The 21,457-nt window shown below is 52.5% G+C and carries 21 protein-coding genes and 1 riboswitch; of the genes, 12 read left to right on the top strand and 9 right to left on the bottom strand.

Annotation, left to right across the window (positions count from 1 at the left end; genetic code table 11):
• Positions 1–33 precede the first annotated feature (33 nt).
• Positions 34–162, top strand: a riboswitch (molybdenum cofactor riboswitch).
• The 6 genes from moaA (at position 150) to BSPA111_RS10070 (ending at position 3,698) form a co-directional block, all read left to right on the top strand.
• Positions 150–1,139 carry a GTP 3',8-cyclase MoaA gene (moaA, locus tag BSPA111_RS10095; protein WP_183271038.1) on the top strand — a complete coding sequence of 330 codons (990 nt, stop codon included), beginning with the start codon at positions 150–152 and terminating at the stop codon, positions 1,137–1,139. It overlaps the preceding riboswitch by 13 nt.
• Positions 1,140–1,193: 54 nt before the next feature.
• Positions 1,194–1,706: a molybdenum cofactor biosynthesis protein B gene (gene moaB / locus BSPA111_RS10090; RefSeq protein ID WP_183271037.1), complete on the top strand. Its 513-nt coding sequence runs from the start codon at positions 1,194–1,196 to the stop codon at positions 1,704–1,706.
• Positions 1,707–1,709: 3 nt separating this feature from the next.
• On the top strand, positions 1,710–2,207 hold the full coding sequence (gene moaC / locus BSPA111_RS10085) for a cyclic pyranopterin monophosphate synthase MoaC (protein ID WP_183271036.1): 498 nt from the start codon (positions 1,710–1,712) through the stop codon (positions 2,205–2,207).
• Entirely contained in the window at positions 2,200–2,445 is a 246-nt protein-coding gene (gene moaD / locus BSPA111_RS10080) for a molybdopterin synthase sulfur carrier subunit (RefSeq protein WP_183271035.1), read from the top strand. Before moaC ends, moaD begins: the two co-directional genes overlap by 8 nt.
• Before the next feature lies 1 nt (position 2,446).
• The gene (gene moaE / locus BSPA111_RS10075; RefSeq protein ID WP_183271034.1) at positions 2,447–2,899 is read left to right on the top strand and encodes a molybdopterin synthase catalytic subunit MoaE; all 453 of its coding nucleotides are present in this window, start codon (positions 2,447–2,449) and stop codon (positions 2,897–2,899) included.
• Between the two features lie 88 nt (positions 2,900–2,987).
• Positions 2,988–3,698 carry a Bax inhibitor-1/YccA family protein gene (locus BSPA111_RS10070; RefSeq protein WP_034456535.1) on the top strand — a complete coding sequence of 237 codons (711 nt, stop codon included), beginning with the start codon at positions 2,988–2,990 and terminating at the stop codon, positions 3,696–3,698.
• 130 nt (positions 3,699–3,828) lie between these two features.
• Here the strand turns inward: BSPA111_RS10070 and BSPA111_RS10065 are convergent, their stop codons facing one another.
• The 3 genes from BSPA111_RS10065 to BSPA111_RS10055 are packed head-to-tail and all read right to left on the bottom strand — an operon-like array spanning position 3,829 to position 6,777.
• Positions 3,829–4,788, bottom strand: a complete 960-nt coding sequence (locus tag BSPA111_RS10065; protein WP_183271033.1) for a lysylphosphatidylglycerol synthase domain-containing protein — start codon at positions 4,786–4,788, stop codon at positions 3,829–3,831.
• Between the two features lie 7 nt (positions 4,789–4,795).
• On the bottom strand, positions 4,796–6,022 hold the full coding sequence (gene clsB / locus BSPA111_RS10060) for a cardiolipin synthase ClsB (protein WP_183271032.1): 1,227 nt from the start codon (positions 6,020–6,022) through the stop codon (positions 4,796–4,798).
• Positions 6,019–6,777 carry an endonuclease/exonuclease/phosphatase family protein gene (locus tag BSPA111_RS10055; RefSeq protein ID WP_183271031.1) on the bottom strand — a complete coding sequence of 253 codons (759 nt, stop codon included), beginning with the start codon at positions 6,775–6,777 and terminating at the stop codon, positions 6,019–6,021. Before BSPA111_RS10055 ends, clsB begins: the two co-directional genes overlap by 4 nt.
• Before the next feature lie 132 nt (positions 6,778–6,909).
• On the opposite strand from BSPA111_RS10055, the gene BSPA111_RS10050 reads away from it, so the two are divergent.
• Positions 6,910–7,311 carry a YbhQ family protein gene (locus tag BSPA111_RS10050; protein WP_183271030.1) on the top strand — a complete coding sequence of 134 codons (402 nt, stop codon included), beginning with the start codon at positions 6,910–6,912 and terminating at the stop codon, positions 7,309–7,311.
• Positions 7,312–7,399: 88 nt separating this feature from the next.
• On the opposite strand, the gene BSPA111_RS10045 is transcribed toward BSPA111_RS10050, so the two are convergent.
• From BSPA111_RS10045 to cecR, 5 genes are read right to left on the bottom strand one after another with little or no spacing between them, the layout of a single operon-like run.
• Positions 7,400–8,506: an ABC transporter permease gene (locus BSPA111_RS10045; RefSeq protein ID WP_183271029.1), complete on the bottom strand. Its 1,107-nt coding sequence runs from the start codon at positions 8,504–8,506 to the stop codon at positions 7,400–7,402.
• A gap of 8 nt (positions 8,507–8,514) precedes the next feature.
• Positions 8,515–9,654, bottom strand: coding sequence for an ABC transporter permease (locus BSPA111_RS10040; protein ID WP_183271028.1), 1,140 nt, complete (start codon positions 9,652–9,654; stop codon positions 8,515–8,517).
• On the bottom strand, positions 9,641–11,389 hold the full coding sequence (locus BSPA111_RS10035) for an ATP-binding cassette domain-containing protein (RefSeq protein WP_183271027.1): 1,749 nt from the start codon (positions 11,387–11,389) through the stop codon (positions 9,641–9,643). The genes BSPA111_RS10040 and BSPA111_RS10035 overlap by 14 nt, the downstream gene beginning before the upstream one ends.
• Complete coding sequence (gene hlyD / locus BSPA111_RS10030) at positions 11,382–12,380, bottom strand: secretion protein HlyD (protein WP_183271026.1); 999 nt, start codon at positions 12,378–12,380, stop codon at positions 11,382–11,384. Before hlyD ends, BSPA111_RS10035 begins: the two co-directional genes overlap by 8 nt.
• Positions 12,370–13,065 carry a transcriptional regulator CecR gene (cecR, locus tag BSPA111_RS10025; protein WP_183271025.1) on the bottom strand — a complete coding sequence of 232 codons (696 nt, stop codon included), beginning with the start codon at positions 13,063–13,065 and terminating at the stop codon, positions 12,370–12,372. The genes hlyD and cecR overlap by 11 nt, the downstream gene beginning before the upstream one ends.
• Before the next feature lie 252 nt (positions 13,066–13,317).
• Between cecR and rhlE the strand changes: the two genes are divergently transcribed.
• From rhlE to BSPA111_RS10000, 5 genes are all read left to right on the top strand, one after another.
• Positions 13,318–14,688, top strand: coding sequence for an ATP-dependent RNA helicase RhlE (gene rhlE / locus BSPA111_RS10020; protein ID WP_183271024.1), 1,371 nt, complete (start codon positions 13,318–13,320; stop codon positions 14,686–14,688).
• Between the two features lie 155 nt (positions 14,689–14,843).
• Entirely contained in the window at positions 14,844–15,776 is a 933-nt protein-coding gene (gene dusC / locus BSPA111_RS10015; protein ID WP_183271023.1) for a tRNA dihydrouridine(16) synthase DusC, read from the top strand.
• 159 nt (positions 15,777–15,935) lie between these two features.
• Positions 15,936–16,784: a BglG family transcription antiterminator LicT gene (gene licT, locus BSPA111_RS10010; RefSeq protein ID WP_183271022.1), complete on the top strand. Its 849-nt coding sequence runs from the start codon at positions 15,936–15,938 to the stop codon at positions 16,782–16,784.
• A 300-nt stretch (positions 16,785–17,084) separates the two neighbouring features.
• Complete coding sequence (gene bglF, locus BSPA111_RS10005; protein WP_183271021.1) at positions 17,085–18,944, top strand: PTS beta-glucoside transporter subunit IIABC; 1,860 nt, start codon at positions 17,085–17,087, stop codon at positions 18,942–18,944.
• A gap of 15 nt (positions 18,945–18,959) precedes the next feature.
• Positions 18,960–20,354 (top strand): glycoside hydrolase family 1 protein, encoded by a 1,395-nt coding sequence (locus tag BSPA111_RS10000; RefSeq protein WP_183271020.1) that lies wholly within the window; start codon positions 18,960–18,962, stop codon positions 20,352–20,354.
• Positions 20,355–20,526: 172 nt separating this feature from the next.
• Here the strand turns inward: BSPA111_RS10000 and BSPA111_RS09995 are convergent, their stop codons facing one another.
• Entirely contained in the window at positions 20,527–21,441 is a 915-nt protein-coding gene (locus tag BSPA111_RS09995; protein WP_183271019.1) for a LysR family transcriptional regulator, read from the bottom strand.
• Positions 21,442–21,457: the final 16 nt, after the last annotated feature.

Here is a 21,457-nt window from a genome sequence, read left to right as displayed (position 1 = left end):
ATGGCGAATAATGTCATCACGCGCTACTATCGCTCTAACACACACTAAGCCTCTGGACCTAAGTCGAAAGATACGGTGCTTTGGCCGTGACCTTGAGTCACCAGGGTGCAGAAAGAAATGCCTGCATCTCCCGTATTTGGAAGGTGTACATGGCTACCCAACTTACCGACGCTTACGCTCGTAAGTTTTTTTATCTGCGTCTGTCTATTACCGACGTTTGCAATTTTCGTTGCAACTATTGTCTGCCGGATGGCTACAAGCCTCACGGTGTGGCAAATAAAAGTTTCCTCAACGTCGATGAAATTCGCCGCGTCACGCGCGCATTTGCCGCCCTCGGTACTGAAAAAGTACGCCTGACGGGAGGCGAACCCTCTTTACGTAAAGATTTCACTGACATCATCGCTGCCGTGCGTGAAAACCCTGGCATCCGCCAGATTGCCATGACAACCAATGGCTATCGCCTTGCGCGTGATATCCAGCAATGGCGTGATGCGGGTCTTACCGCGGTCAATGTCAGCGTTGATAGCCTCGATGCTCGCCAGTTCCACGCCATTACCGGGCAAGATAAATTCCGCCAGGTGATGGACGGCATTGACGCTGCATTCACCGCCGGATTTGAGCGCGTAAAAGTAAATACCGTGCTGATGCGTGGGGTGAATCACCACGAACTCGATACCTTCCTTGCGTGGATAAAACCACGTCCTATCCAGTTGCGTTTCATCGAGCTGATGGAAACCGGCGACGGCGGCGAATTGTTCCGCAAACACCACGTTTCAGGAAAAACCATCCGCGACCAGTTGTTGGCTCGTGGTTGGGTTCATCAGCTTCGCAGCCGCAGCGATGGCCCCGCGCAAGTCTTTTGCCATCCGGATTATCAGGGCGAAATCGGCCTTATCATGCCGTATGAGAAAGACTTTTGTGCCAGTTGTAATCGCCTGCGCGTTTCGTCAGTCGGTAATCTGCATCTGTGTTTGTTTGGCGACCACGGCATTTCATTGCGTGATTTGCTGGCGGATGACGGGCAAATCGACGAGCTTGAAGCGCGTATTGCCGAAGCGTTGACGCAAAAAAAACAGACCCATTTCCTGCATGACGGTGAAACCGGCATCACCCAGAACCTGTCCTATATTGGTGGGTAAAGTGGCGGGTTGAACCAATTAAACGGGTAAAACCAGATAAAAAGGAAAATACCAATGAGCCAGGTGAGCAGTGAATTTATTCCGGTGCATATCGCCATTCTGACTGTTTCAAGCCGCCGCGGTGAAGACGACGATACCTCAGGTCACTATTTACGTGAAGCCGCGACTGACGCGGGTCACAAAGTGGTCGCCAAAGCGATTGTGAAAGAAAACCGCTACGCCATTCGCGCGCAAGTTTCCCAATGGATTGCTGATGACGAAGTGCAGGTGGTGCTCATCAACGGAGGGACCGGTTTTACCGATGGTGACCAGGCTCCTGAAGCGCTGTTGCCACTGTTTGACCGCGAAATAGAAGGCTTTGGCGAAATCTTCCGCATGCTCTCTTTTGAAGAGATCGGTACATCGACGCTGCAATCTCGGGCACTGGCCGGTGTCGCAAATCGCACCCTGATTTTCGCTATGCCCGGCTCCACTAAGGCATGTCATACCGCATGGGAAAATATTATCCAGCCACAACTGGATGCCCGCGTGCGCCCTTGTAATTTCCATCCACATCTCAAGAAATAAACTATGTCGCAACTGACTCATATTAATGCCGCTGGCGAAGCGCACATGGTTGATGTCTCCGCCAAAGCTGAAACCGTGCGTGAAGCGCGTGCCGAAGCGTTTATCACCATGCAAGCCGAAACGTTAGCGATGATTATTGAAGGCAGTCATCACAAAGGTGATGTATTTGCCACGGCGCGAATCGCCGGGATTCAGGCGGCTAAGCGCACCTGGGATTTGATTCCACTTTGCCACCCGCTGATGCTCAGCAAAGTCGAAGTGAATTTGGCCGCTGAGCCTGAGCATAATCGCGTACGCATCGAATCTGTCTGCCGCCTGACCGGTAAAACCGGCGTTGAGATGGAAGCGCTAACCGCCGCGTCGGTAGCGGCGTTAACCATCTACGATATGTGCAAAGCGGTGCAGAAAGACATGGTAATTGGCCCGGTGCGCCTGCTTGCCAAAAGCGGCGGTAAATCAGGTGACTTTAAGGCGCAGAGCAAGGTGGGCAGCAATGATTAACGTCCTGTTTTTTGCCCAGGTGCGCGAACTGGTTGATTGCGATCGTCTGCAACTCGATGCCACGTTCAGCGATGTCGAACAATTGCGTCAAAATCTGGCAGCCAAAAGCGAGCGCTGGGCACTGGCACTGGAGTCCGGCAAACTGCTGGCGGCGGTCAATCAGACGTTGGTGAGCTTTGACCATCCCCTTAACGATGGCGATGAAATAGCGTTCTTTCCGCCAGTCACCGGAGGCTGAAATGGAAAACACACGAATCCGCGTCAGCCATGAAAACTTTAACGTCGGTGATGAGTACCAGTGGCTCGCGCAATGTGATGAAGACGGTGCCGTTGTGACGTTTACCGGCAAAGTGCGTAATCACAATCTTGGCGATAGCGTCAGCGCATTAACACTTGAGCACTATCCAGGAATGACAGAAAAAGCGTTGGCAGAAATTGTCGAGGAAGCCCGCAAGCGCTGGCCACTACAACGTGTCAGTGTGATTCACCGTATTGGCGAGTTGTGGCCAGGAGATGAAATTGTGTTTGTTGGGGTGACTGGCGCGCATCGCAGTTCCGCGTTTGATTCCGCACAATTCATTATGGATTATCTGAAAACCAAAGCCCCATTCTGGAAGCGCGAAGCCACCACTGACGGCGATCGTTGGGTCGAAGCGCGCGATACCGACAAACAGGCGGCGAAACGCTGGTAACAGGCACCCTGTTGGAGTTGTGTTAATCTTAAACATGGTAGGCTGTAAAGCCTGAAATCAGGTTAACGTAATACAAAGAGGAAGCATCATGGATCGATTCCCACGTTCCAATGACACTATTGTCCAGCAAGCGCGCACGGGTTTGCAGGCATATATGGCACAAGTTTATGGTTGGATGACCTGCGGCCTGTTACTGACGGCATTTGTCGCCTGGTATGCTGCGAATACGCCAGCTGTGATGGAATTCGTCTTTTCCAGCAAAATCACTTTCTTCGGGTTGATCATCGTGCAGTTGGGGTTGGTGTTTGTGCTCTCCGGCATGGTGCATAAACTCAGCGCGGGTATGGCAACCAGCTTGTTTATGTTGTACTCGGCACTCACTGGCTTGACGCTTTCCAGCATTTTTATCGTCTACACCTATTCATCCATCGCCAGTACGTTTGTGGTTGCAGGCGGGATGTTCGGTGCCATGAGCCTGTATGGCTACACCACCAAGCGCGACCTGAGCGGCTTTGGCAATATGCTGTTTATGGCGCTGATTGGTATTGTGTTGGCTTCATTGGTGAACATGTGGCTCAAAAGCACGGCGCTGATGTGGGCGGTGACATATATCGGCGTAATCGTATTTGTCGGTCTGACGGCTTATGACACGCAAAAGCTGAAAAACATTGGCGAGCAAATTGATACCCGTGATACGCAAACCATGCGCAAATATTCCATTCTTGGTGCGCTGACGCTGTATCTCGACTTCATCAACCTGTTCCTGATGCTGTTGCGTATTTTCGGCAACCGCCGTTAATTTTTGTCGCCCTCATCCCGGCCTTCTCCCCCAGGAGAAGGGGAAAGCTGAACAGCCTCTCTCCCTCAGGAGAAGGGGAAAGCTGAACAACCCCCTCTCCCTCAGGGAGAGGGCTGGGGTGAGGGTTGTTTTACCCGAGTCTTTCCACATTTTTCACCCGCATCTTCTTCGCTCGACTCTCCAGCCATAAATAGCAAACCAACGCCAGCAGCAGCGGGGCAATAAAGTAGAGCAAACGGTAAGCCAGAAGTGCGGCAATAATAGTGCCATTCTTGATATGCTCGCCTGCCAGTAAAGCGATAAATACCGCCTCCAGCACGCCAATTCCCGCAGGAATATGCACAATCACTCCGGCAATACTGCTCACCAAAAGCACACCTAAAACGAAGAAATAATGAATTTCCTGGCCCAGCAACAGCCAGATAATTGCGCCCATCACCATCCAGTTGGCACTTGAAATAGCCAGTTGAATCAGAGCAAATTTAAACGACGGCAGCACCAGACGCTGGCCTTTTATCGTCATGTGACGATGCTTTGCAAAGGCACAAAACCACAAATAAACCGCAATAAACGCCAGCAGTACGCCACCTAAAATCCGCAGCGTTGTCTCATCGATGTACCAGTGAGGCGGTAATTGCACTACACCCACGGTAAAAATCACGCCCGCCAGCAGAATGTAACCCAGCCAGTTAGTTGAAATGCTTAACGAAAAGATGCGAGTAATGGTCGCGCTGGGCAGGCCGAGACGCGAATAAAGCCGGTAGCGCATTCCAATACCACCCACCCAGGTACTGAGCGTCAGGTTGAAGGCATAACAGATAAACGACACCAGCATGACTTGCCGCTTTGCTAATTTATGCCCGCAGTACGCGCGTGCTAACAGATCGTAACAGCCATAAATCAGGTAACTCAGAATAACCAGACCGACCGCGCTAAACAGTGCCGTACGGTTGTAGTTGCGAATCACCTGCCAAACTTCCTGCCAGTCTACTTTCGTTGCATACACGACCAGCAACACAATGACGGCAACGAAAAACAGCCAGGTGAGGACTTTTTTTGCTTTTCGCCATTTAGGATGCGAGTGCGACATTAATATTTCACTCCGTCTCAACCCGGTCCTGGGTTTCGAGTTGTGGCTGTTCTGGCGGCATCACTTGCGCAAGTTTTGCTTTATGTGCGGGAAGCCAGCCAACCATTGCCGGGAAGTGGCGCAAAAAGTGGAACGCCAGCACGCTTTTACCCAGATTCCACCATGTACGTTTGGGGATCATCGACTCATCAACCGGTTTGCAGTCCTGCGCAATCAGGCCGTTAAGATTTTGACTGAGCGCCTCATTGAAATTTCGATCATAAATAATCAGATTGGCTTCCAGATTGAGGGACAAACTCAGCGGATCAAGATTGCTGGAACCGACCGTTGCCCAGTGGTCGTCCATCAGCGCCACTTTGCCGTGCAGCGGACGCCGCTGATATTCATAAATTTTCACGCCCGAACGCACCAGATAGTTGTACAGCAGACGTGCGCCTACTTTGACAATCGGCATATCCGGTTCGCCCTGCACAATCAGTTGTACTAAAACGCCTCGGCGTGAAGCCTTGCGCATGGCATGTAACAGGCGATATCCCGGGAAAAAATAGGCGTTGGCGATAATCACCTCACGCTTCGCTTTGCTGAGCATTTTCAGGTAGTAGCGTTCGATATCATCGCGATGCTGGTTGTTGTCGCGCCAGACGAACAGGGCTTGCGCTTCACCTGGCGTGAGGTTTTCCTGGGCTGGATTGCGATGACGCCGCCACCAGCGGCGCTTAACGTCGTGCCCTGGCAGATTGGAAATAACGTACTGATAAATATCCTCCACCACAGGGCCTTCGACTTTGACGGAATAATCCTGCTTGGCTTCTGGGCCGTAATCACTCATTTGTTCTGCGGAGTAGTTAATGCCGCCGACAAACGCAACGGTGCCGTCGACCACCACGATTTTGCGGTGCATACGGCGGAACAGGTTGGTGCGCATGCCAAAGAGTAATGGGCGAGGGTCGTAGTAGCGGAACTTCACACCCGCGGTGGTCAGTTGGCTGACAAATTCGTCACTTAAATCGGGTGAGCCATAGCCATCGAGCAACACTTCTACGCTCACGCCACGAGAAGCGGCAGTCAGTATCACTTCATGTAGCTTTCGCCCAACATCATCTTCAAACCAAATAAATGTCTCAAGAATCACTTTGCTACGCGCATTGCTGATGGCGTCAAACACCTCAGGGAAAAACTGATCGCCGTTTTCGAGTAACGAAATACGGTTGCCATCGCGCCAGTTATTTTTCATATATGAATCTCCACGGCTAATGGCGCATGGTCGGATAGATGCCGCCAATGCTGTAACGGGAGGGCTGTCGGGGCGCTGGCAGAGGCATTTTTAACGTAAATCCTGTCCAGCCGAAGCACGGGGAAACGGGCCGGGAAGGTACGTGCCGGGCGACCCTGTGCGCGGGTAAATACTTCATCTAACCCGGTTTGCTTGAGCTGATGGGTTGCGCGTTGTTGCCAGTCATTGAAATCACCGGCCACCACTACAGGCTCTCCTTCCGGGAGTTCATTCACCAGTTGGCAAAGCATGTTGAGTTGCGACTGGCGGTGGGCGTCACGTAAGCCGAGATGCACACAAATGACATGCGCACGAATGTTCGCGCCAGGAAGGTTTATCTGGCAGTGCAGCATGCCGCGTTTTTCATGACCTTCGACCGAGATATCGCGGTTGACGAAATGGCTGATGGGGAAACGTGACAACACCGCATTACCGTGATGGCCTTCGGGGTAAACCGCATTGCGGCCATAAGCAAATTCACTCCACATGCTATCCGCGAGGAATTCGTAATGGCTGCTTTCCGGCCAGTTTTCTACCCGCAGGGAGTGTGCTTCGTGGGCGCCCATCACTTCCTGCAAGCAGACAATATCGGCGGAAACGGCGCGTACCGCATCGCGCAGCTCCGGCAAAATGAAACGCCGATTGAGCGCGGTGAAGCCTTTGTGTGTGTTAATTGTGAGCACTTTAAAAGAAAAGTGCTGAGTCTTATTACCCATGCTTCTCCCGGCATTGTTAACATCCCGATGAAAATAAAGTGTAGTCTCTGTCACAAATAGGTGTCGGGTTACGGAATTTTCCGCATACTGCGGTACTCTGAAGGATAGGAAATAGTGGCCAGGAGAGAAATAATGAAATGGCAACAACGCGTACAAGTGAAAACAGGCCTGAGCTGCTGGCAAATTATGCTGCATCTTTCTGTGCTTTGTGCGCTGCTCGTTGGCTGGAAAACCGCCACCCTCATACCGGTCGGCATCGGGTTATGTTTGCTGTATATCGCGACAGTTATCCTGATGTTTGCCCTGCAAGGTGTTCGCACAGGGCGCTTACGTGATATTGGTGATTTTCTTGAAGAGCTGACTACCACCTGGTATTTCGGTTCAGCGATGATTGCGTTGTGGCTGCTGTCACGCGTCGTCGAAAATAAATTCCTTATTGCAGGCGCCGGGCTTGCGATGATTGCAGGCCCGATTATCTATTCGCTGCTTACCAAAGATATGCCCAAAACAATTCGAGTTGCAGGAAGGCGGTGACGCAGTGAGTCCCCAGGAGCTTACTTGAGTAAGTGACTGGGGTGAGCGAGTAAAGCCAACGCACATGCAACTTGAAGGGTGACGGGCATCAGGCAATTTTGCGACGAAACATCCAATACGCCGCTGAACCCGTGGTGGCTGCTATGACCAATAGTGGCCACACACTTCCCCAGACAATATCAAAACTCGCGTTCTTCAAATAAATCTGCTTGGTGATGTCGGTGAAATGCCGAATCGGGTTCACCCACGTCAGGTTTTGCAACCATACCGGCATGTTCTCGACGGGCGATACATAACCCGAGAGCAAAATGGCCGGCATCATAAAGACAAACACGCCGATAAACGCCTGCTGCTGCGTTGAGCAGAGCGCCGAAATCAATAAACCAAAGCCTACCAATGACAAACCGTAAATCAGCATCGTGAAGTAAAACAGCAACAGCGAGCCGGAAAACGGAATGTGATAACCCCAGATCCCGACACCCAGCACAATGGTTGCCTGGCCAATGGCTACGATTTGCGCGGGGACGGCTTTGCCAACAAAAATCTGCCAGGTCGCCAGTGGGGAAACCAGCAGTTGATCGAGCGTCCCTTGCTCGCGTTCACGGGCAACGGAAAGCGAGGTGACAATCATCACGCCAATCGTCGTTATCATCGCAATCAGTGACGGCACCACAAACCATTTGTAATCCAGATTCGGGTTATACCAGTTGCGCACCACCAGCTCGCTATTGTTCGGTTTTGGTTGGCCGGACATCAGTTCCTGTTGGTAATTCTTCACAATCTGTTGCAGGTAATTTGCGGCAATTTGCGCACTGTTTGAATTTCGCCCGTCCAGAATGATTTGCAGTTTTGCCTGTTGTTGGCTGGCAATATCGCGGGAAAACTCTGCCGGGAAGCGAATCAGCAGCAGCGCTTTCTGGTTGTCGATAGTCGGTTGGATTTCCTGCGGGCTTTTCAGCAGTAACACATGACTAAAGGCTTTGGCGCGGGCAAAACGCTGGGTGAGTTCTACGGAATGGCTGCCGTTATCTTCGTTATAAATGGCGATGGTTGCGTTCGTCACCTCAAGGGTTGCGGCGAACGGAAACAGCACCACCTGCAATACCACGGGCAATATCAAAATCGCGCGGGTTTGCGGCTCACGCAACAGGGATTGCAGTTCTTTGCGGATCAGCGTCCAGAGTCGATAAAACATAGCCTTCCTTAATCAAGACGGCGTTTGGTTTTCAAAGCCGTCAGGCCGATAAACATCACCGCCGAGGCAATTAAAAACAGGATGTTGATGACTAATACGGTCGTAATATTCCCCGCCAGAAACAGGCTTTGCAGCGTGCTGACGAAATAACGCGCCGGGATAACGTAGGTCACCGCACGGATAATCGCCGGCATGCTGTCTATCTGGAAGATAAAACCGGACAGCATAATCGACGGCAAGAATGCGGCATTGAGCGCCACCTGCGCGGCATTAAACTGGTTACGCGTAATCGTGGAAATTAATAAACCCATGCCGAGGGTGCTGAGTAAGAACAGGCTGGTGATGAAGAATAAAATCAATAGTGAACCGCGGTACGGCACGCCGAGAATAAACACCGACACCAGCATACACAGCAGCATCGCTAACATTCCCAGCACGTAATAGGGCAGCAGTTTGCACAGCAGCAGTTCGGTGCGTGTCACCTGGGTTGAGAGTAGCGCTTCCATGGTGCCGCGCTCCCATTCACGCGCCACCACCAGCGAAGTAAGAATCGCGCCGATCACCGTCATAATGATGGTCACCGCTCCGGGGATAATAAAATGCTGGCTGATAGCCGCGGGGTTAAACCAGTAGCGCAACTGCACGTCTATCAGCGGATCAAACTTTTCACCCCGATCTTCAGCTCGCTGTTGCTGCCAGATTTGCCAAATCCCCTCCATATAACCCTGCACGAAGTTCGCGGTATTCGGTTCGCTGCCATCGGTGATCACCTGAACGGGCGCAGTCGCACCCGCGCGCGCCATGTTTTGCGCAAAATCAGTCGGGATAACCACCAGGCCGCGAATCTTCCCCGCCTGCATTAATTGAATCAGGTGCTGGCGATCGTCGCTGATGGTCGGCTCGATGTAGGGGGAGGCACTGATGGTGTGAGCGAAATCAAGCGCCTCTTCGCTTTGTTGCTCCAGCAAAACCCCGACGCGCAGGCGGCTGGAGTCGAGGTTGATGCCATAACCAAATATAAATAGCAGCAATAGCGGGATCACCACGGCAATCAACCAACTGCTGGGGTCACGCACAATCTGACGCGTCTCTTTCACACACAGAGCGCGAACCCGTCGCCAGGAAACGGCCTGATTATGCTCGCTCATGTTCGTGCTCCTTATCCCATTGATGGATAAGCGTAATAAATGCCTGTTCCATTGTCGGGTCAGTTTGCGCGTCGTCGGCGGCTTGCTCCTTAAGGTCATCCGGCGTGCCACTAGCAATCAGCTTGCCGCGATAAACCAGCCCAATCCGGTCGCAATATTCTGCTTCATCCATAAAGTGCGTAGTCACCATTACGGTGACGCCTTTTTCCACCATGCTATTGATATGCAGCCAAAATTCACGACGGGTGATGGGGTCGACGCCAGAAGTCGGCTCATCGAGAAACAAAATATCTGGCTCATGCATCAACGAACACGCCAGTGCCAGACGTTGTTTAAACCCTAGCGGCAGCGCATCCGTGGCGCTGTTCATCATCGGTTGCAGGCTAAACGCTTCGCTCATACGGTTAATTTTCTCCTCCTGCGCTTTGCCGCGCAGGCCATAGACACCGGAGAAAAAACGCAGGTTTTGCGCGACGGTGAGGTTGCCATACAACGAAAACTTCTGCGCCATGTAACCCAGGTGCTGGCGGGCTTTCCCGGAACTGGTTTTTAGATCCATATCCAGTACCAGCGCTTTGCCTGAGGTGGGCACCAGCAACCCGCACATCATCTTAAACGTGGTGGATTTCCCGGCACCGTTTGGCCCCAGCAGGCCGAAAATTTCGCCGCGCTGGACCGTGAAATCAACGTGATCGGTGGCGGCGAAATCACCAAACTTTTTGGTTAACGCTTCCGCTTTGATAACCGTCTCGCCCTGTGAGCCTTCAACGGTATGTAAAATTTTACCCAGCGGAGATTCTTGTGTTGCCGCGCCGCCCAGCAGATCGATAAACGCATCTTCAAAACGCGGTTCGGTTTGCGAAATACTTTCAGGAGTGAGGTTGAGCGCCTGGCTGAGTTCGTCAACCGTCGACTCTTTTGCGAGGATAAGGCGAACCGAACGCCCCTGAATCACGCCATCGCTGACCTGCGGCAATTTGAGCGCGCGTTGCAGTAGCTTACGGTTATTTTCTTGTTGATGGCTCACCAGCAGCGAGCGTCCAGCCATTTGCTGGGTTAACTCCTTCGGCGCGCCGTGATACAGCAGTTCGCCTTCGTTCATGAGTAAAACGTCGCGGCATTGCTCGGCTTCGTCGAGATACGAGGTGCTCCAAAGAATCAACATGCCGTCACCGGCCAGCTCATGCACCATTTGCCACAGTTCGCGGCGCGAAATCGGGTCGACGCCAACTCCGGGTTCATCAAGCAACAGGACTTTAGGCTGACCGACCAGGGTGCAGGCGAGGCCGAGTTTTTGTTTCATCCCGCCGGATAACTTCCCCGCAAGGCGCGAGGTAAACGGGCCTAGCGCGGTAAACTCCAACAACCGCTTAAACGTCGCTTCACGTTCTTGCCCTGTGACGCTACGCAAATCGGCATACAGATTCAGGTTTTCCATCACCGTTAAATCTTCATACAGGCCAAATTTTTGCGGCATATATCCCAGAACAGCATGCAGGGCGCGGTCGTCTTTCACCGGATCCAGGCCAATTACCGTAGCGCTTCCTGCGCTGGGCTTTAACAGACCCGCGAGCATGCGCATCAGTGTGGTTTTTCCTGCACCATCCGGGCCAACCAGGCCTGTCACGGCGCCAGTGAGGATCTCACAATTCAGACTGGCCACCGCCGGTTTGTCCTGGCCTGGAAACTGTTTCATCAACCCTTGCAGGTGGATGATGCCATCCTGGCTATTCATGCGGGTGCTCGCTGTTGAATTTCACTGTGACAGGCATGCCCTGGCGTAGCGCGTCGTCGGCATCCGTGACAATAATCCGCAGGCGATACACCAGGTCGGTGCGCAAATCTGGCGTTTCGACGGTTTTCGGTGTGAATTCAGCGGTAGGGGAGACGAAGCCAATTTTGCCGTGATACGGCTTATCAGGACGGCCATCGGTATAAACCAACAGCTCGGTGCCTGGTTTCGCCTGGTTCAGACTCACTTCGTTAACGTAAGCGCGTACCCAAACCGGACGAGTGAGCGAGAGGGTTAATACTGTGCTTCCAGCATTGAGCATACTGCCGGGTTCAACAGCACGGGTGAGCAAAGTGCCATCCGATGGGGCAATGAGCGTGGTGTCCTGCAAATCCAGTTGCGCCTGAGCAAGCTGGGCTTTCGCTTGTTGCAGACTGGCCTGCGCCTGAGCAATTTCCTGCGGGCGGTTACCCGAGCGGTATTGGCTTAATTTATCGCGCGCCGCTTTTAACGTCGCTTTAGCCTGATCGCTTGATGAACGGGCGTTTTCCAGATCGTTGGCGGAAATCACGCGTCGTGCCCACAAACCCTGCTGACGTTGATAAAAGTTCTGCGCGTAATCGTACGCCGCCTGAGCCTGATTCACCTGGGCTGCAACTTGTGCGATTTCTTCGTCACGATAGCCGGCGATAATCAGGTCAAACTTGGCCTGCGCTGCCGCGACATTGGCCTGAGCCTGAAGCAGCGCGTTTTGATACGGCCCCTGGTCCAGCTCGCCCAGGGTTTCACCGGCTTTAATCGAATCCCCTTCATCCACCTGCAAAGCTGCAAGACGCCCGCCGACGCGGAAGCTTAAATTCACGGTGCGAATATCAATATTGCCATATAGCGTCAGCCCTTTATCCTGCTGACTTTGGTACCACATCCAGCCGGCAATCCCTGCTGCAATCAACACCACAATTGCGACGATAATGATCGGTTTCTTACTTTTCATTGCCGTTGTTTCCTTGTTGGCAAGCTAACCCTTGTAAAATGAAGTCGATATGGCTGCCTACCACATCACTGATTTTTTTAACGTTTTCACTATCAAAGGCAGTCCATCCGGCACGAAGCAGAATGGTTTCTCGTCCCAGACGGAAAGCCAGCACCTGCCCGAGCAACGCGTGAGTATGGAGAATTGTTTCGGTGTCATCCGGGTGGCGATGGGTATAACACCCGACGAGGCGGGTGAGATGTGTATGCATTGGCGCAATCACCTGTTGGTGAATGAGCTGATAAGCAGGCGTTGGCGAGAGCTGCTCGCGAGAGATAAATTTGCTGAGATTAAGCGTCTCATCGGCAGTCAGCAGGATAATCATGTGATTGCATGCAGTATGAATCAGCTGCCGAATCTGTGACTTATCGACTTGCGGTTGGCTGAGAATGGCCTCGGCGCGTTCAACGTGAGGCTTAAAATTACGCGTGATGAAATCAGCGATCCATTGCGCGCAGGCCATATACAGCTCTTCTTTTGAGCCAAAGTAGTAGGTGATAGCGGCAATGTTCTGCCCGGCCAGTGCGGCGATATCGCGCGTGGTGGCATGCAATCCGTATTCACCAAATTGCGCGAGTGCCGCAGCAATCAGTGTCTTTTTTGCCTGCTCACCACGGGTCGTGACAGGTGCCGGTGTCGCATTCATACCGACCTCTTAAAAAAGTTAATCAATCGATTGATTAAGAGTAGGCTTGATGCCCATATCTGTCTAGTCCGTGGTATTTATCTTGTGAATGCGTCGGAAAATAGAATTTGTGCGCAAAGTCACAAAACCTGTTACACTGCGCGGCTTACGGCACCGTGGTTTGTGCCCCTCTCTTGCGCCAGAATGACTGGCGTCATACGAACCCCTGGAAACTACACCGCACCTCGCGGTCAGGGCGATTCTGGAGTACCTATGTCTTTTGATTCTCTCGGCCTGAACGCCGATATTCTGCGTGCAGTGGAAGAGCAGGGCTATCGTGAGCCTACCCCTATTCAACGCCAGGCGATCCCGGTCGTCTTAGCAGGTCGTGACCTGATGGCCAGTGCCCAAACCGGCACCGGCAAAACTGCAGGTTTTACCTTGCCGCTGTTACAGCGCCTGGTCAATAAAGAACCGCACGCCAAAGGCCGCCGCCCGGTGCGCGCGCTGATCCTGACGCCAACCCGTGAGCTTGCCGCTCAGATTGGCGAAAATGTGCGTGACTACAGCAAATATTTAGATATCCGTTCGCTGGTGGTTTTCGGCGGCGTGAGCATTAACCCGCAGATGATGAAACTGCGTAGCGGTGTGGATGTGCTGGTGGCAACACCTGGCCGTCTGTTAGATCTGGAACACCAGAACGCCGTGAAACTCGACCAGGTCGAAATCCTGGTACTGGACGAAGCTGACCGCATGCTGGACATGGGCTTCATCCACGATATTCGTCGCGTACTGGCCAAACTGCCAGCACGTCGCCAGAACCTGCTGTTCTCCGCGACCTTCTCGGACGACATCAAAGGGCTGGCAGAAAAACTGCTGCATAACCCGGAAGAAGTGTCTGTTGCGCGTCGCAACACGGCTTCTGAGCAAGTCACTCAACACGTTCATTTCGTTGATAAGAAACGTAAAAGAGAACTGCTGTCCCAGATGATTGGCGAAGGTAACTGGCAGCAGGTGCTGGTGTTTACCCGTACCAAACATGGTGCGAACCACCTGGCAGAACAGCTGGGCAAAGACGGTATCACCGCGGCGGCAATTCACGGTAACAAGAGCCAGGGCGCTCGTACGCGTGCATTGGCTGACTTCAAAAACGGTGGCATTCGTGTGCTGGTTGCAACGGACATCGCGGCACGTGGCCTTGATATCGAAGAGTTGCCACATGTTGTGAACTACGAGTTGCCAAACGTACCTGAAGATTACGTGCACCGTATTGGCCGTACTGGTCGTGCAGCGGCAACGGGTGAAGCGCTGTCTTTGGTTTGTGTTGATGAACACAAACTGTTGCGCGACATCGAACGCCTGCTCAAGCGCGAAGTTCCGCGTATGGCACTCCCAGGCTACGAAGTGGATCCATCCATTCCTGCTGAACCGATCGTTAACGGTCGCCAGCAACAGCGTGGCGGCGGTCGTGGAAACGGCGGCGGTCAAGGCCAGGGGCAACGTCGTGGTGGCAATGGCGGCGCATCGTCCGATCGCAGCAGTGCACCGCGTCGTCCATCACGTCCACAAGGTGATGGCGCGCCAAAACCTGCGGGTGCTAACGGTCGTCGTCGTCCACCGCGTAAGCCAGCGGCTGCAAACTAATCGTTAAGCCCTCACCCTAACCCTCTCCTGGTATCAGGAAAGGGGACTGGCTGATCTTCCCCCTCTCCCTGAGGGAGAGGGTCGGGGTGAGGGTAGTTTTAAGACTCAATCAAGAGGTGCTAACATAGCGCCTCTTTTTTTTACCGGAAAACACTATGCGTGTACTGCTCGCGCCAATGGAAGGGGTTCTCGATTCACTGGTTCGTGAACTGCTGACTGAGGTTAATGACTACGACTTGTGTATCACCGAGTTTCTGCGCGTGGTCGATCAGCTTTTACCGGTAAAATCATTTCACAAACTTTGCCCGGAGCTTCATCACGCCAGCCGTACGACATCAGGTACGCTGGTGCGTATTCAGTTGCTGGGGCAGCATCCGCAATGGCTGGCTGAAAATGCAGCCCGTGCGGTGGAACTCGGTTCCTGGGGCGTTGATCTCAACTGCGGTTGCCCGTCCAAACTGGTTAACGGCAGCGGTGGCGGAGCTACGCTGCTCAAAGATCCCGATTTGATTTACCGTGGCGCAAAAGCGATGCGGGAAGCGGTGCCTGCGCATTTACCGGTGACGGTTAAAATCCGCCTCGGTTGGGACAGCGATGCGCGCCAGTTTGAAATTGCTGATGCCGTTCAACAGGCTGGTGCCACTGAACTTGCGGTACACGGGCGTACCAAAGAAGACGGTTACAAAGCCGAGCGTATTAACTGGGCAGCGATTGGTGAAATCCGCAAACGCTTGTCGATTCCGGTGATTGCTAACGGTGAAATTTGGGACTGGCAAAGCGCACAAGACTGCATGAACGTAACGGGCTGTGATTCTGTGATGATCGGACGTGGTGCGCTTAACGTGCCAAATTTAAGCCGCGTGATTAAATACAACGAGCCGCGTATGCCGTGGCCGGACGTAGTGAAATTACTGCAAAAATATAGCCAACTTGAGAAGCAGGGTGATACCGGAATGTATCATGTCGCACGTATCAAACAGTGGCTGGGTTATTTGCGTAAGGAATACGTTGAGGCGACAGATCTGTTTACTGAAATCCGTACGCTGAAGCATTCTGCGGAAATTGCCCGCGTGATTTGCGCCCATTAATCATCAACTCGCGATCTTCATCACGTTTTTTAATCTCTCTATTTGAGTGATGTTACGAAGCTGATAGATTGTCTTCGTTGGATTGTTACTGCTTCTGCAGGCAAAACCTGATTTTCTGGCCCCGGTCGGAGATCAGGTTTTTTTGTTTCTGGGGTACAGATGAAGATCGCCAAGATACTCAATAACAACGTAGTGGTGATTCTGGACGAAAACGGGCGTGAGCAAGTTGTGATGGGGCGCGGGCTGGCCTTTCAGAAACAAGTGGGTACGCTGCTCGAACAGGACAAAATTGAGAAAGTTTTTGCTCTGCAAAGCGATGAACTGGTGGCGCGTTTAGGTGAGTTATTAAGCCAAATCCCGCTGGAAGTGATGACGACCTGCGACCGTATTATTGAGCTTTCTCGCCAGCGACTGGGTAAATTACAGGATAGCCTTTACATCACGCTGACGGACCATTGCCACTTTGCTATCGAGCGGCAAAAAAAAGGCGTCGCTATCCGCAATGTGCTGTTGTGGGAAATTAAGCGCCTCTACCCCAAAGAGTTTTTGCTCGGCCAGGAAGCATTGACCATCATTGAAAAACGGCTGGATGTGCAACTGACGGAAGATGAAGCGGGGTTTATCGCACTGCATCTGGTTACCGCGCAGCTGAACAGTGAAATGCCTGAAGTGATGCACGTCACCCGCGTGATGCAGGAAATCCTGCACATCGTGAAGTACCAGTTAACGCTGGAATATGACGAAGACAGTTTGAGCTACCAGCGGTTTGTCACGCATCTGAAATTTTTCGCCCAACGCATGCTTAACCGTAACGTTGTGGCTGATGATGACGCCACGCTGCATGTCGCAGTGAGAGACAATTATCCACTGGCGTGGCGTTGTGCGGAAAAGTTAAACCGTCATTTGGTGGCTGAATATCAGCGCGAATTGACCACTGAAGAAATTATGTTTCTCGCGATACACATAGAGCGGGTGCGTAAAGACAGTTTAAATACCCGTCATACTTGAAGTTGTCTCTGCGTTGGCTGCACTCACTCACCCCAGTCACTTACTCAAGTAAGCTCCTGGGGATTCCCGAGTTTGCCGCCTTGATACAACGTCAATTATTTGGGTATTGATTGAAATAAACATCCAAAATAATTCGCGTCGCAGTCAACGCATCTGCGGCTCGAATTACGAAAGATAAAAGGATTGTTACTGCTTCGGCAGGCAAAACCTGAGCTCTGGCTTCCCTCGCGGGAAGCTGGACTCAGGTTTTTTTTTGATTATTACTCAGACACATACGCTGAAAAGTGAAAGGAAACAATTATGGGATATCAAGAAGTTGCGAGAGATATTCTGACCCATATCGGTGGGCGGGAGAATATCGCAAGCCTGGTCCATTGCGCCACGCGCTTGCGTTTTAAGCTCAAAGACTCGAAACAGGCAGATGCCGAGGCGCTCAAAAAAAATCCTGGCGTGATTATGGTTGTGGAAAGTGGCGGTCAATTCCAGGTGGTGATTGGCAATCACGTTAATGATGTTTACAACGAGGTGCGCGCCGAAGCTGGCATTACCGAAGATAGCGACCAGCCATCGCACGTTTCTACTGAAAAGGTCAGTATTCTTAGTCGCTTGATTGATCTTGTTTCGGCCGTGTTCACGCCGTTTATTGGTGTCATGGCTGCTTCCGGTATCCTCAAAGGCTTGCTGGCCATGGCCGTGGTTTTCGGCTGGCTATCTACCGATACCGGCACCTATAAGCTGTGGTTTGCCGCCAGTGACGCGCTGTTTTACTTCTTCCCTCTGGCACTGGGTTACACCGCCGGTAAGAAATTTGGCGGTAACCCATTTATTACCATGGCGATTGGTGGAGCGTTAACCCATCCGGTGGTGCTACAGGCATTTGATGCGGCTAACCAGGCGGGGGCGGTCACAGAACACTTCCTGGGCATCCCCATTACCTTTATCAACTACAGCTCATCAGTAATCCCGATTTTATTCGCCGCCTGGGTCAGTTGCTGGATAGAAAAAGGCAGCAACAAAGTACTGCCGTCTGCGATACGCAATTTCTTCACCCCACTATTTTGCCTGGCGATTACTGTGCCGTTGACCTTTCTACTGATCGGCCCGGCGGCAACCTGGTTAAGCCAGTTGCTGGCTCACGGTTATGAAGCAATCTATGCCTTTGCACCGTGGCTTGCGGGTGGGGTGATGGGGGCCATTTGGCAGGTGTGCGTTATCTTCGGCCTGCATTGGGGCATGGTGCCGTTGATGATCAACAATCTTTCCGTTTTTGGACACGACACGCTGTTGCCGCTGCTGCTACCGGCGATTATGGGGCAGGTTGGCGCGTGCCTCGGGATTTTCCTGCGCACACGTGATACCCGTTTGAAAATGCTGGCGGGCTCGGCCGTCAGCGCCGGTATCTTCGGCATTACCGAACCTGCGGTTTATGGCGTCACGCTGCCTCATCGTCGCCCGTTTATTTTCGGCTGTATCGCTGGAGGAATTGGTGGCGCAATTGTTGGATTTAGCCACAGCAACGTCTATTCGTTTGGTTTTGCCAATATCTTTACCCTTGCACAAATGATCCCTCCCGGGGGCGTGGATGCCAGCGTCTGGGGTGCGGTTATCGGGACTGTTCTCGCGCTCATTATTGCTTGTGCGCTGACCTGGGTTGCCGGTTTGCCACGCACCGAAACCGATGTGCCCGTCATTGCGCAGGTCGCTGAAAACGACATTCTCTCCCCGATGAGCGGGACGGTGCTGGCGATGGATCAGGTGCCAGATTCCACCTTTGCCAGCGGTTTACTGGGGGACGGGGCGGCGATTATCCCGCTGACTGGAAAGGTTATCGCACCGTTCCATGGTGAAGTCGCCTCGCTATTCCAGACACGCCATGCCATTGGATTGCTCAGCGATAGCGGCATAGAAATGTTGATACATATCGGCATTGATACCGTGAAGCTGGACGGGCAATTCTTTACTGCTCACGTAAAAGTGGGCGACAAAATTAAGCCGGGTGATCTGCTGATTGAGTTCGACCGGCAGGCCATTATCGATGCGGGTTACGATCTGGCAACGCCTGTGATTATCAGTAACAGCGATGAGTACCGCGCGGTGACGCGCATGACAAACGATCTCTCAATTGATTCGGGTGCGCCGTTCCTGACGGTAAGCCGCTAAACCAAGGAGAAGTAGATGAAAGCATTTCCTGAGAAATTTCTGTGGGGCGGTGCGATTGCCGCAAATCAGGTAGAAGGCGCATGGCGTGAAGATGGGAAGGGGATTTCAACGTCCGATGTTCAACCACATGGCGTGTTCGGTGACGTAGTCGAGCGTAAGCCGGGTGATTTTGGCATCAAAGACACGGCTATCGATTTTTATCACCGCTACCCGGAAGACATCGCGCTGTTTGCGGAAATGGGTTTTAGCTGCCTGCGTGTTTCCATCGCCTGGACGCGCATTTTCCCACAGGGTGATGAAACCCAGCCAAATGAAGCGGGGCTGGCTTACTACGACCGCCTGTTTGATGAGCTGGCAAAACATAACATCACGCCGATGGTGACGCTCTCTCACTACGAAATGCCATGGGGTCTGGTGAAAAACTACGGCGGCTGGGGTAACCGCGAAGTCATCACATTCTTTGAGCGCTATGCACGTAGTGTTTTCACCCGTTTCCAAAACAAAGTGAAACTGTGGCTGACCTTCAACGAAATTAATATGTCACTGCATGCGCCGATGACCGGTGTTGGGCTGCCGTATACGAGCAACGAAGCTGAGATTTACCAGGCGATTCATCATCAACTCGTGGCGAGTGCGTTGGCGGTAAAAGCCTGCCATGAAATCATTCCTGATGCCCGAATTGGCAACATGCTGCTGGGTGGCCTGGTATATCCGCTGAGCTGTAAGCCGGAAGACGTGCTGCAAACCATGCAGGAAAACCGTAACTGGTTGTTCTTTGGTGATGTGCAGTGCCGTGGCAGCTATCCGGGCTATATGCTGCGTTATTTCCGTGACCATGACATTAAGCTTGAGATCTCAGATAGCGACCGCGACGCGCTGAAATCGACCATTGATTTTATCTCGTTCAGCTATTACATGACCGGCTGCGTCACCTCGGATGAAGAGCTCAATGCTAAAGCTCGCGGCAACATTCTGAACATGGTGCCAAATCCTCATCTGGCGAGTTCCGAATGGGGCTGGCAAATTGACCCTGTTGGCTTGCGCATTTTGCTCAATAAGCTTTGGGATCGTTATCAGAAACCGCTGTTTATTGTTGAAAACGGTTTAGGGGCGAAAGACAAGCTTGAGGCTGACGGTACGGTGCATGACGACTACCGCATTAGCTATCTTAACGATCACTTAGTACAAGTTGGCGAAGCGATTGAAGATGGAGTCGACGTGCTGGGCTACACCTGCTGGGGGCCGATTGACCTGGTGAGCGCGTCAAAAGCGGAACTGTCGAAGCGCTATGGTTTTATCTATGTGGATCGTGATGATCAGGGCAACGGCACGCTTGCGCGTTCGCGTAAGAAAAGTTTCAACTGGTATAAAGACGTGATTGCGACCAACGGCGGGAGTTTGAAGCGCTGAGTTTTTAGTCCGGACGCCCTCACCCTAACCCTCTCCCCCAGGAGAGGGGATTGTCCTGTTTTTCCCCTTCTCCCCCAGGAGAGGGTATTATCCTGTTTTCCCCTTTCATCCAGGAGAGAATCGGTATGGCTTTCCCCTTCTCCCTGGGGAGAAGGCTGGGATGAGGGGGCAATTACCCCACTAACCGCTTGATAAATCCGCGAACCCACATCAGCGCCGCATCACTGTTATGGCGCTGATGCCACAGCAGCGCCACGTCAAACGGGGCCATCTCCAGCGGGACGGGGCTGCTCTGTAACCCCCATATTTGCTGCCAGTTTTCACATAAACCCTGCGGCACCGTTGCAAGCGTTGGCATTTTGCTAAGCAGACCGGGCAGCGCGGAAAAATGCGGCGTGGTGTAGCTAATTTCCCGCTTCAGACCTTGTTTCGCTAACAGCGTATCGATATGACTGCTGGCGGCTTCACGGTAACTGACCAACACGTGTTGTTGTGCAGCATAAACCTCAACAGACAGCGGGGTATCGAGCTGTAACTGCGCGGGGTGCCAGAGCGTAACAAACGGCATCGACGCCAATAATTCGCGTTCCATCCAGCGTGCTGACTGATTTGCCACGCTGATTGCCATATCCAGGTCACCCCCTTCCAGACGCTGCGCATCGGTAAACGGGTCGCTTGAAACCACATTCAAACGCACGCCGGGAGCATGTTCACGCAATGCAGGCACCAGACGCGGCATCAGCCACATTTCCACCCAATCGGTCATACCGATAGTGACCGTCGCTTTGGCGTTGGCGGGATTGAAATCTGCCTGCTGGAACAGTGCGCTTTGCAACTGCTCAAGCAGTGGCATCAGCTCGGTGTGCAGTTCTGTTGCTCGCGCGGTAGGCTGCATGCGGTGACCGCTGCGAATAAACAACGGATCGTCAAACATTTCCCGCAAGCGGGCGAGTGACCCGCTCACTGCAGGCTGACCAAGATGCAGTTTATCCGCCGCCAACGACACGCTTTGTTCGCGAAATAACACCGCAAAGGCAATCAACAAATTGAGGTCGATTTTGCGGAAATCACTTTCTTTGATAGTCATTATGTCTCCAATCAAT

Source organism: Buttiauxella sp. A111 (assembly GCF_014189855.1).
In the GTDB taxonomy this organism is placed as follows: domain Bacteria; phylum Pseudomonadota; class Gammaproteobacteria; order Enterobacterales; family Enterobacteriaceae; genus Buttiauxella; species Buttiauxella selenatireducens.
The sequence above is the reverse complement of the archived record's forward strand: the minus strand, read 5'-3'. Positions and strand labels throughout refer to the sequence as shown.

Coding starts and splice junctions, on each gene's coding strand:
- BSPA111_RS10065 (WP_183271033.1), bottom strand. CDS start 4,788: ATGTCGCACTCGCATCCTAAATGGCGAAAAGCAAAAAAAGTCCTCACC.
- bglF (WP_183271021.1), top strand. CDS start 17,085: ATGGGATATCAAGAAGTTGCGAGAGATATTCTGACCCATATCGGTGGG.
- rhlE (WP_183271024.1), top strand. CDS start 13,318: ATGTCTTTTGATTCTCTCGGCCTGAACGCCGATATTCTGCGTGCAGTG.
- hlyD (WP_183271026.1), bottom strand. CDS start 12,380: ATGAAAAGTAAGAAACCGATCATTATCGTCGCAATTGTGGTGTTGATT.
- cecR (WP_183271025.1), bottom strand. CDS start 13,065: ATGAATGCGACACCGGCACCTGTCACGACCCGTGGTGAGCAGGCAAAA.
- BSPA111_RS10050 (WP_183271030.1), top strand. CDS start 6,910: ATGAAATGGCAACAACGCGTACAAGTGAAAACAGGCCTGAGCTGCTGG.
- BSPA111_RS10035 (WP_183271027.1), bottom strand. CDS start 11,389: ATGAATAGCCAGGATGGCATCATCCACCTGCAAGGGTTGATGAAACAG.
- BSPA111_RS10000 (WP_183271020.1), top strand. CDS start 18,960: ATGAAAGCATTTCCTGAGAAATTTCTGTGGGGCGGTGCGATTGCCGCA.
- dusC (WP_183271023.1), top strand. CDS start 14,844: ATGCGTGTACTGCTCGCGCCAATGGAAGGGGTTCTCGATTCACTGGTT.
- BSPA111_RS10070 (WP_034456535.1), top strand. CDS start 2,988: ATGGATCGATTCCCACGTTCCAATGACACTATTGTCCAGCAAGCGCGC.
- BSPA111_RS10045 (WP_183271029.1), bottom strand. CDS start 8,506: ATGTTTTATCGACTCTGGACGCTGATCCGCAAAGAACTGCAATCCCTG.
- moaB (WP_183271037.1), top strand. CDS start 1,194: ATGAGCCAGGTGAGCAGTGAATTTATTCCGGTGCATATCGCCATTCTG.
- BSPA111_RS09995 (WP_183271019.1), bottom strand. CDS start 21,441: ATGACTATCAAAGAAAGTGATTTCCGCAAAATCGACCTCAATTTGTTG.
- clsB (WP_183271032.1), bottom strand. CDS start 6,022: ATGAAAAATAACTGGCGCGATGGCAACCGTATTTCGTTACTCGAAAAC.
- moaC (WP_183271036.1), top strand. CDS start 1,710: ATGTCGCAACTGACTCATATTAATGCCGCTGGCGAAGCGCACATGGTT.
- BSPA111_RS10040 (WP_183271028.1), bottom strand. CDS start 9,654: ATGAGCGAGCATAATCAGGCCGTTTCCTGGCGACGGGTTCGCGCTCTG.
- BSPA111_RS10055 (WP_183271031.1), bottom strand. CDS start 6,777: ATGGGTAATAAGACTCAGCACTTTTCTTTTAAAGTGCTCACAATTAAC.
- moaD (WP_183271035.1), top strand. CDS start 2,200: ATGATTAACGTCCTGTTTTTTGCCCAGGTGCGCGAACTGGTTGATTGC.
- licT (WP_183271022.1), top strand. CDS start 15,936: ATGAAGATCGCCAAGATACTCAATAACAACGTAGTGGTGATTCTGGAC.
- moaE (WP_183271034.1), top strand. CDS start 2,447: ATGGAAAACACACGAATCCGCGTCAGCCATGAAAACTTTAACGTCGGT.
- moaA (WP_183271038.1), top strand. CDS start 150: ATGGCTACCCAACTTACCGACGCTTACGCTCGTAAGTTTTTTTATCTG.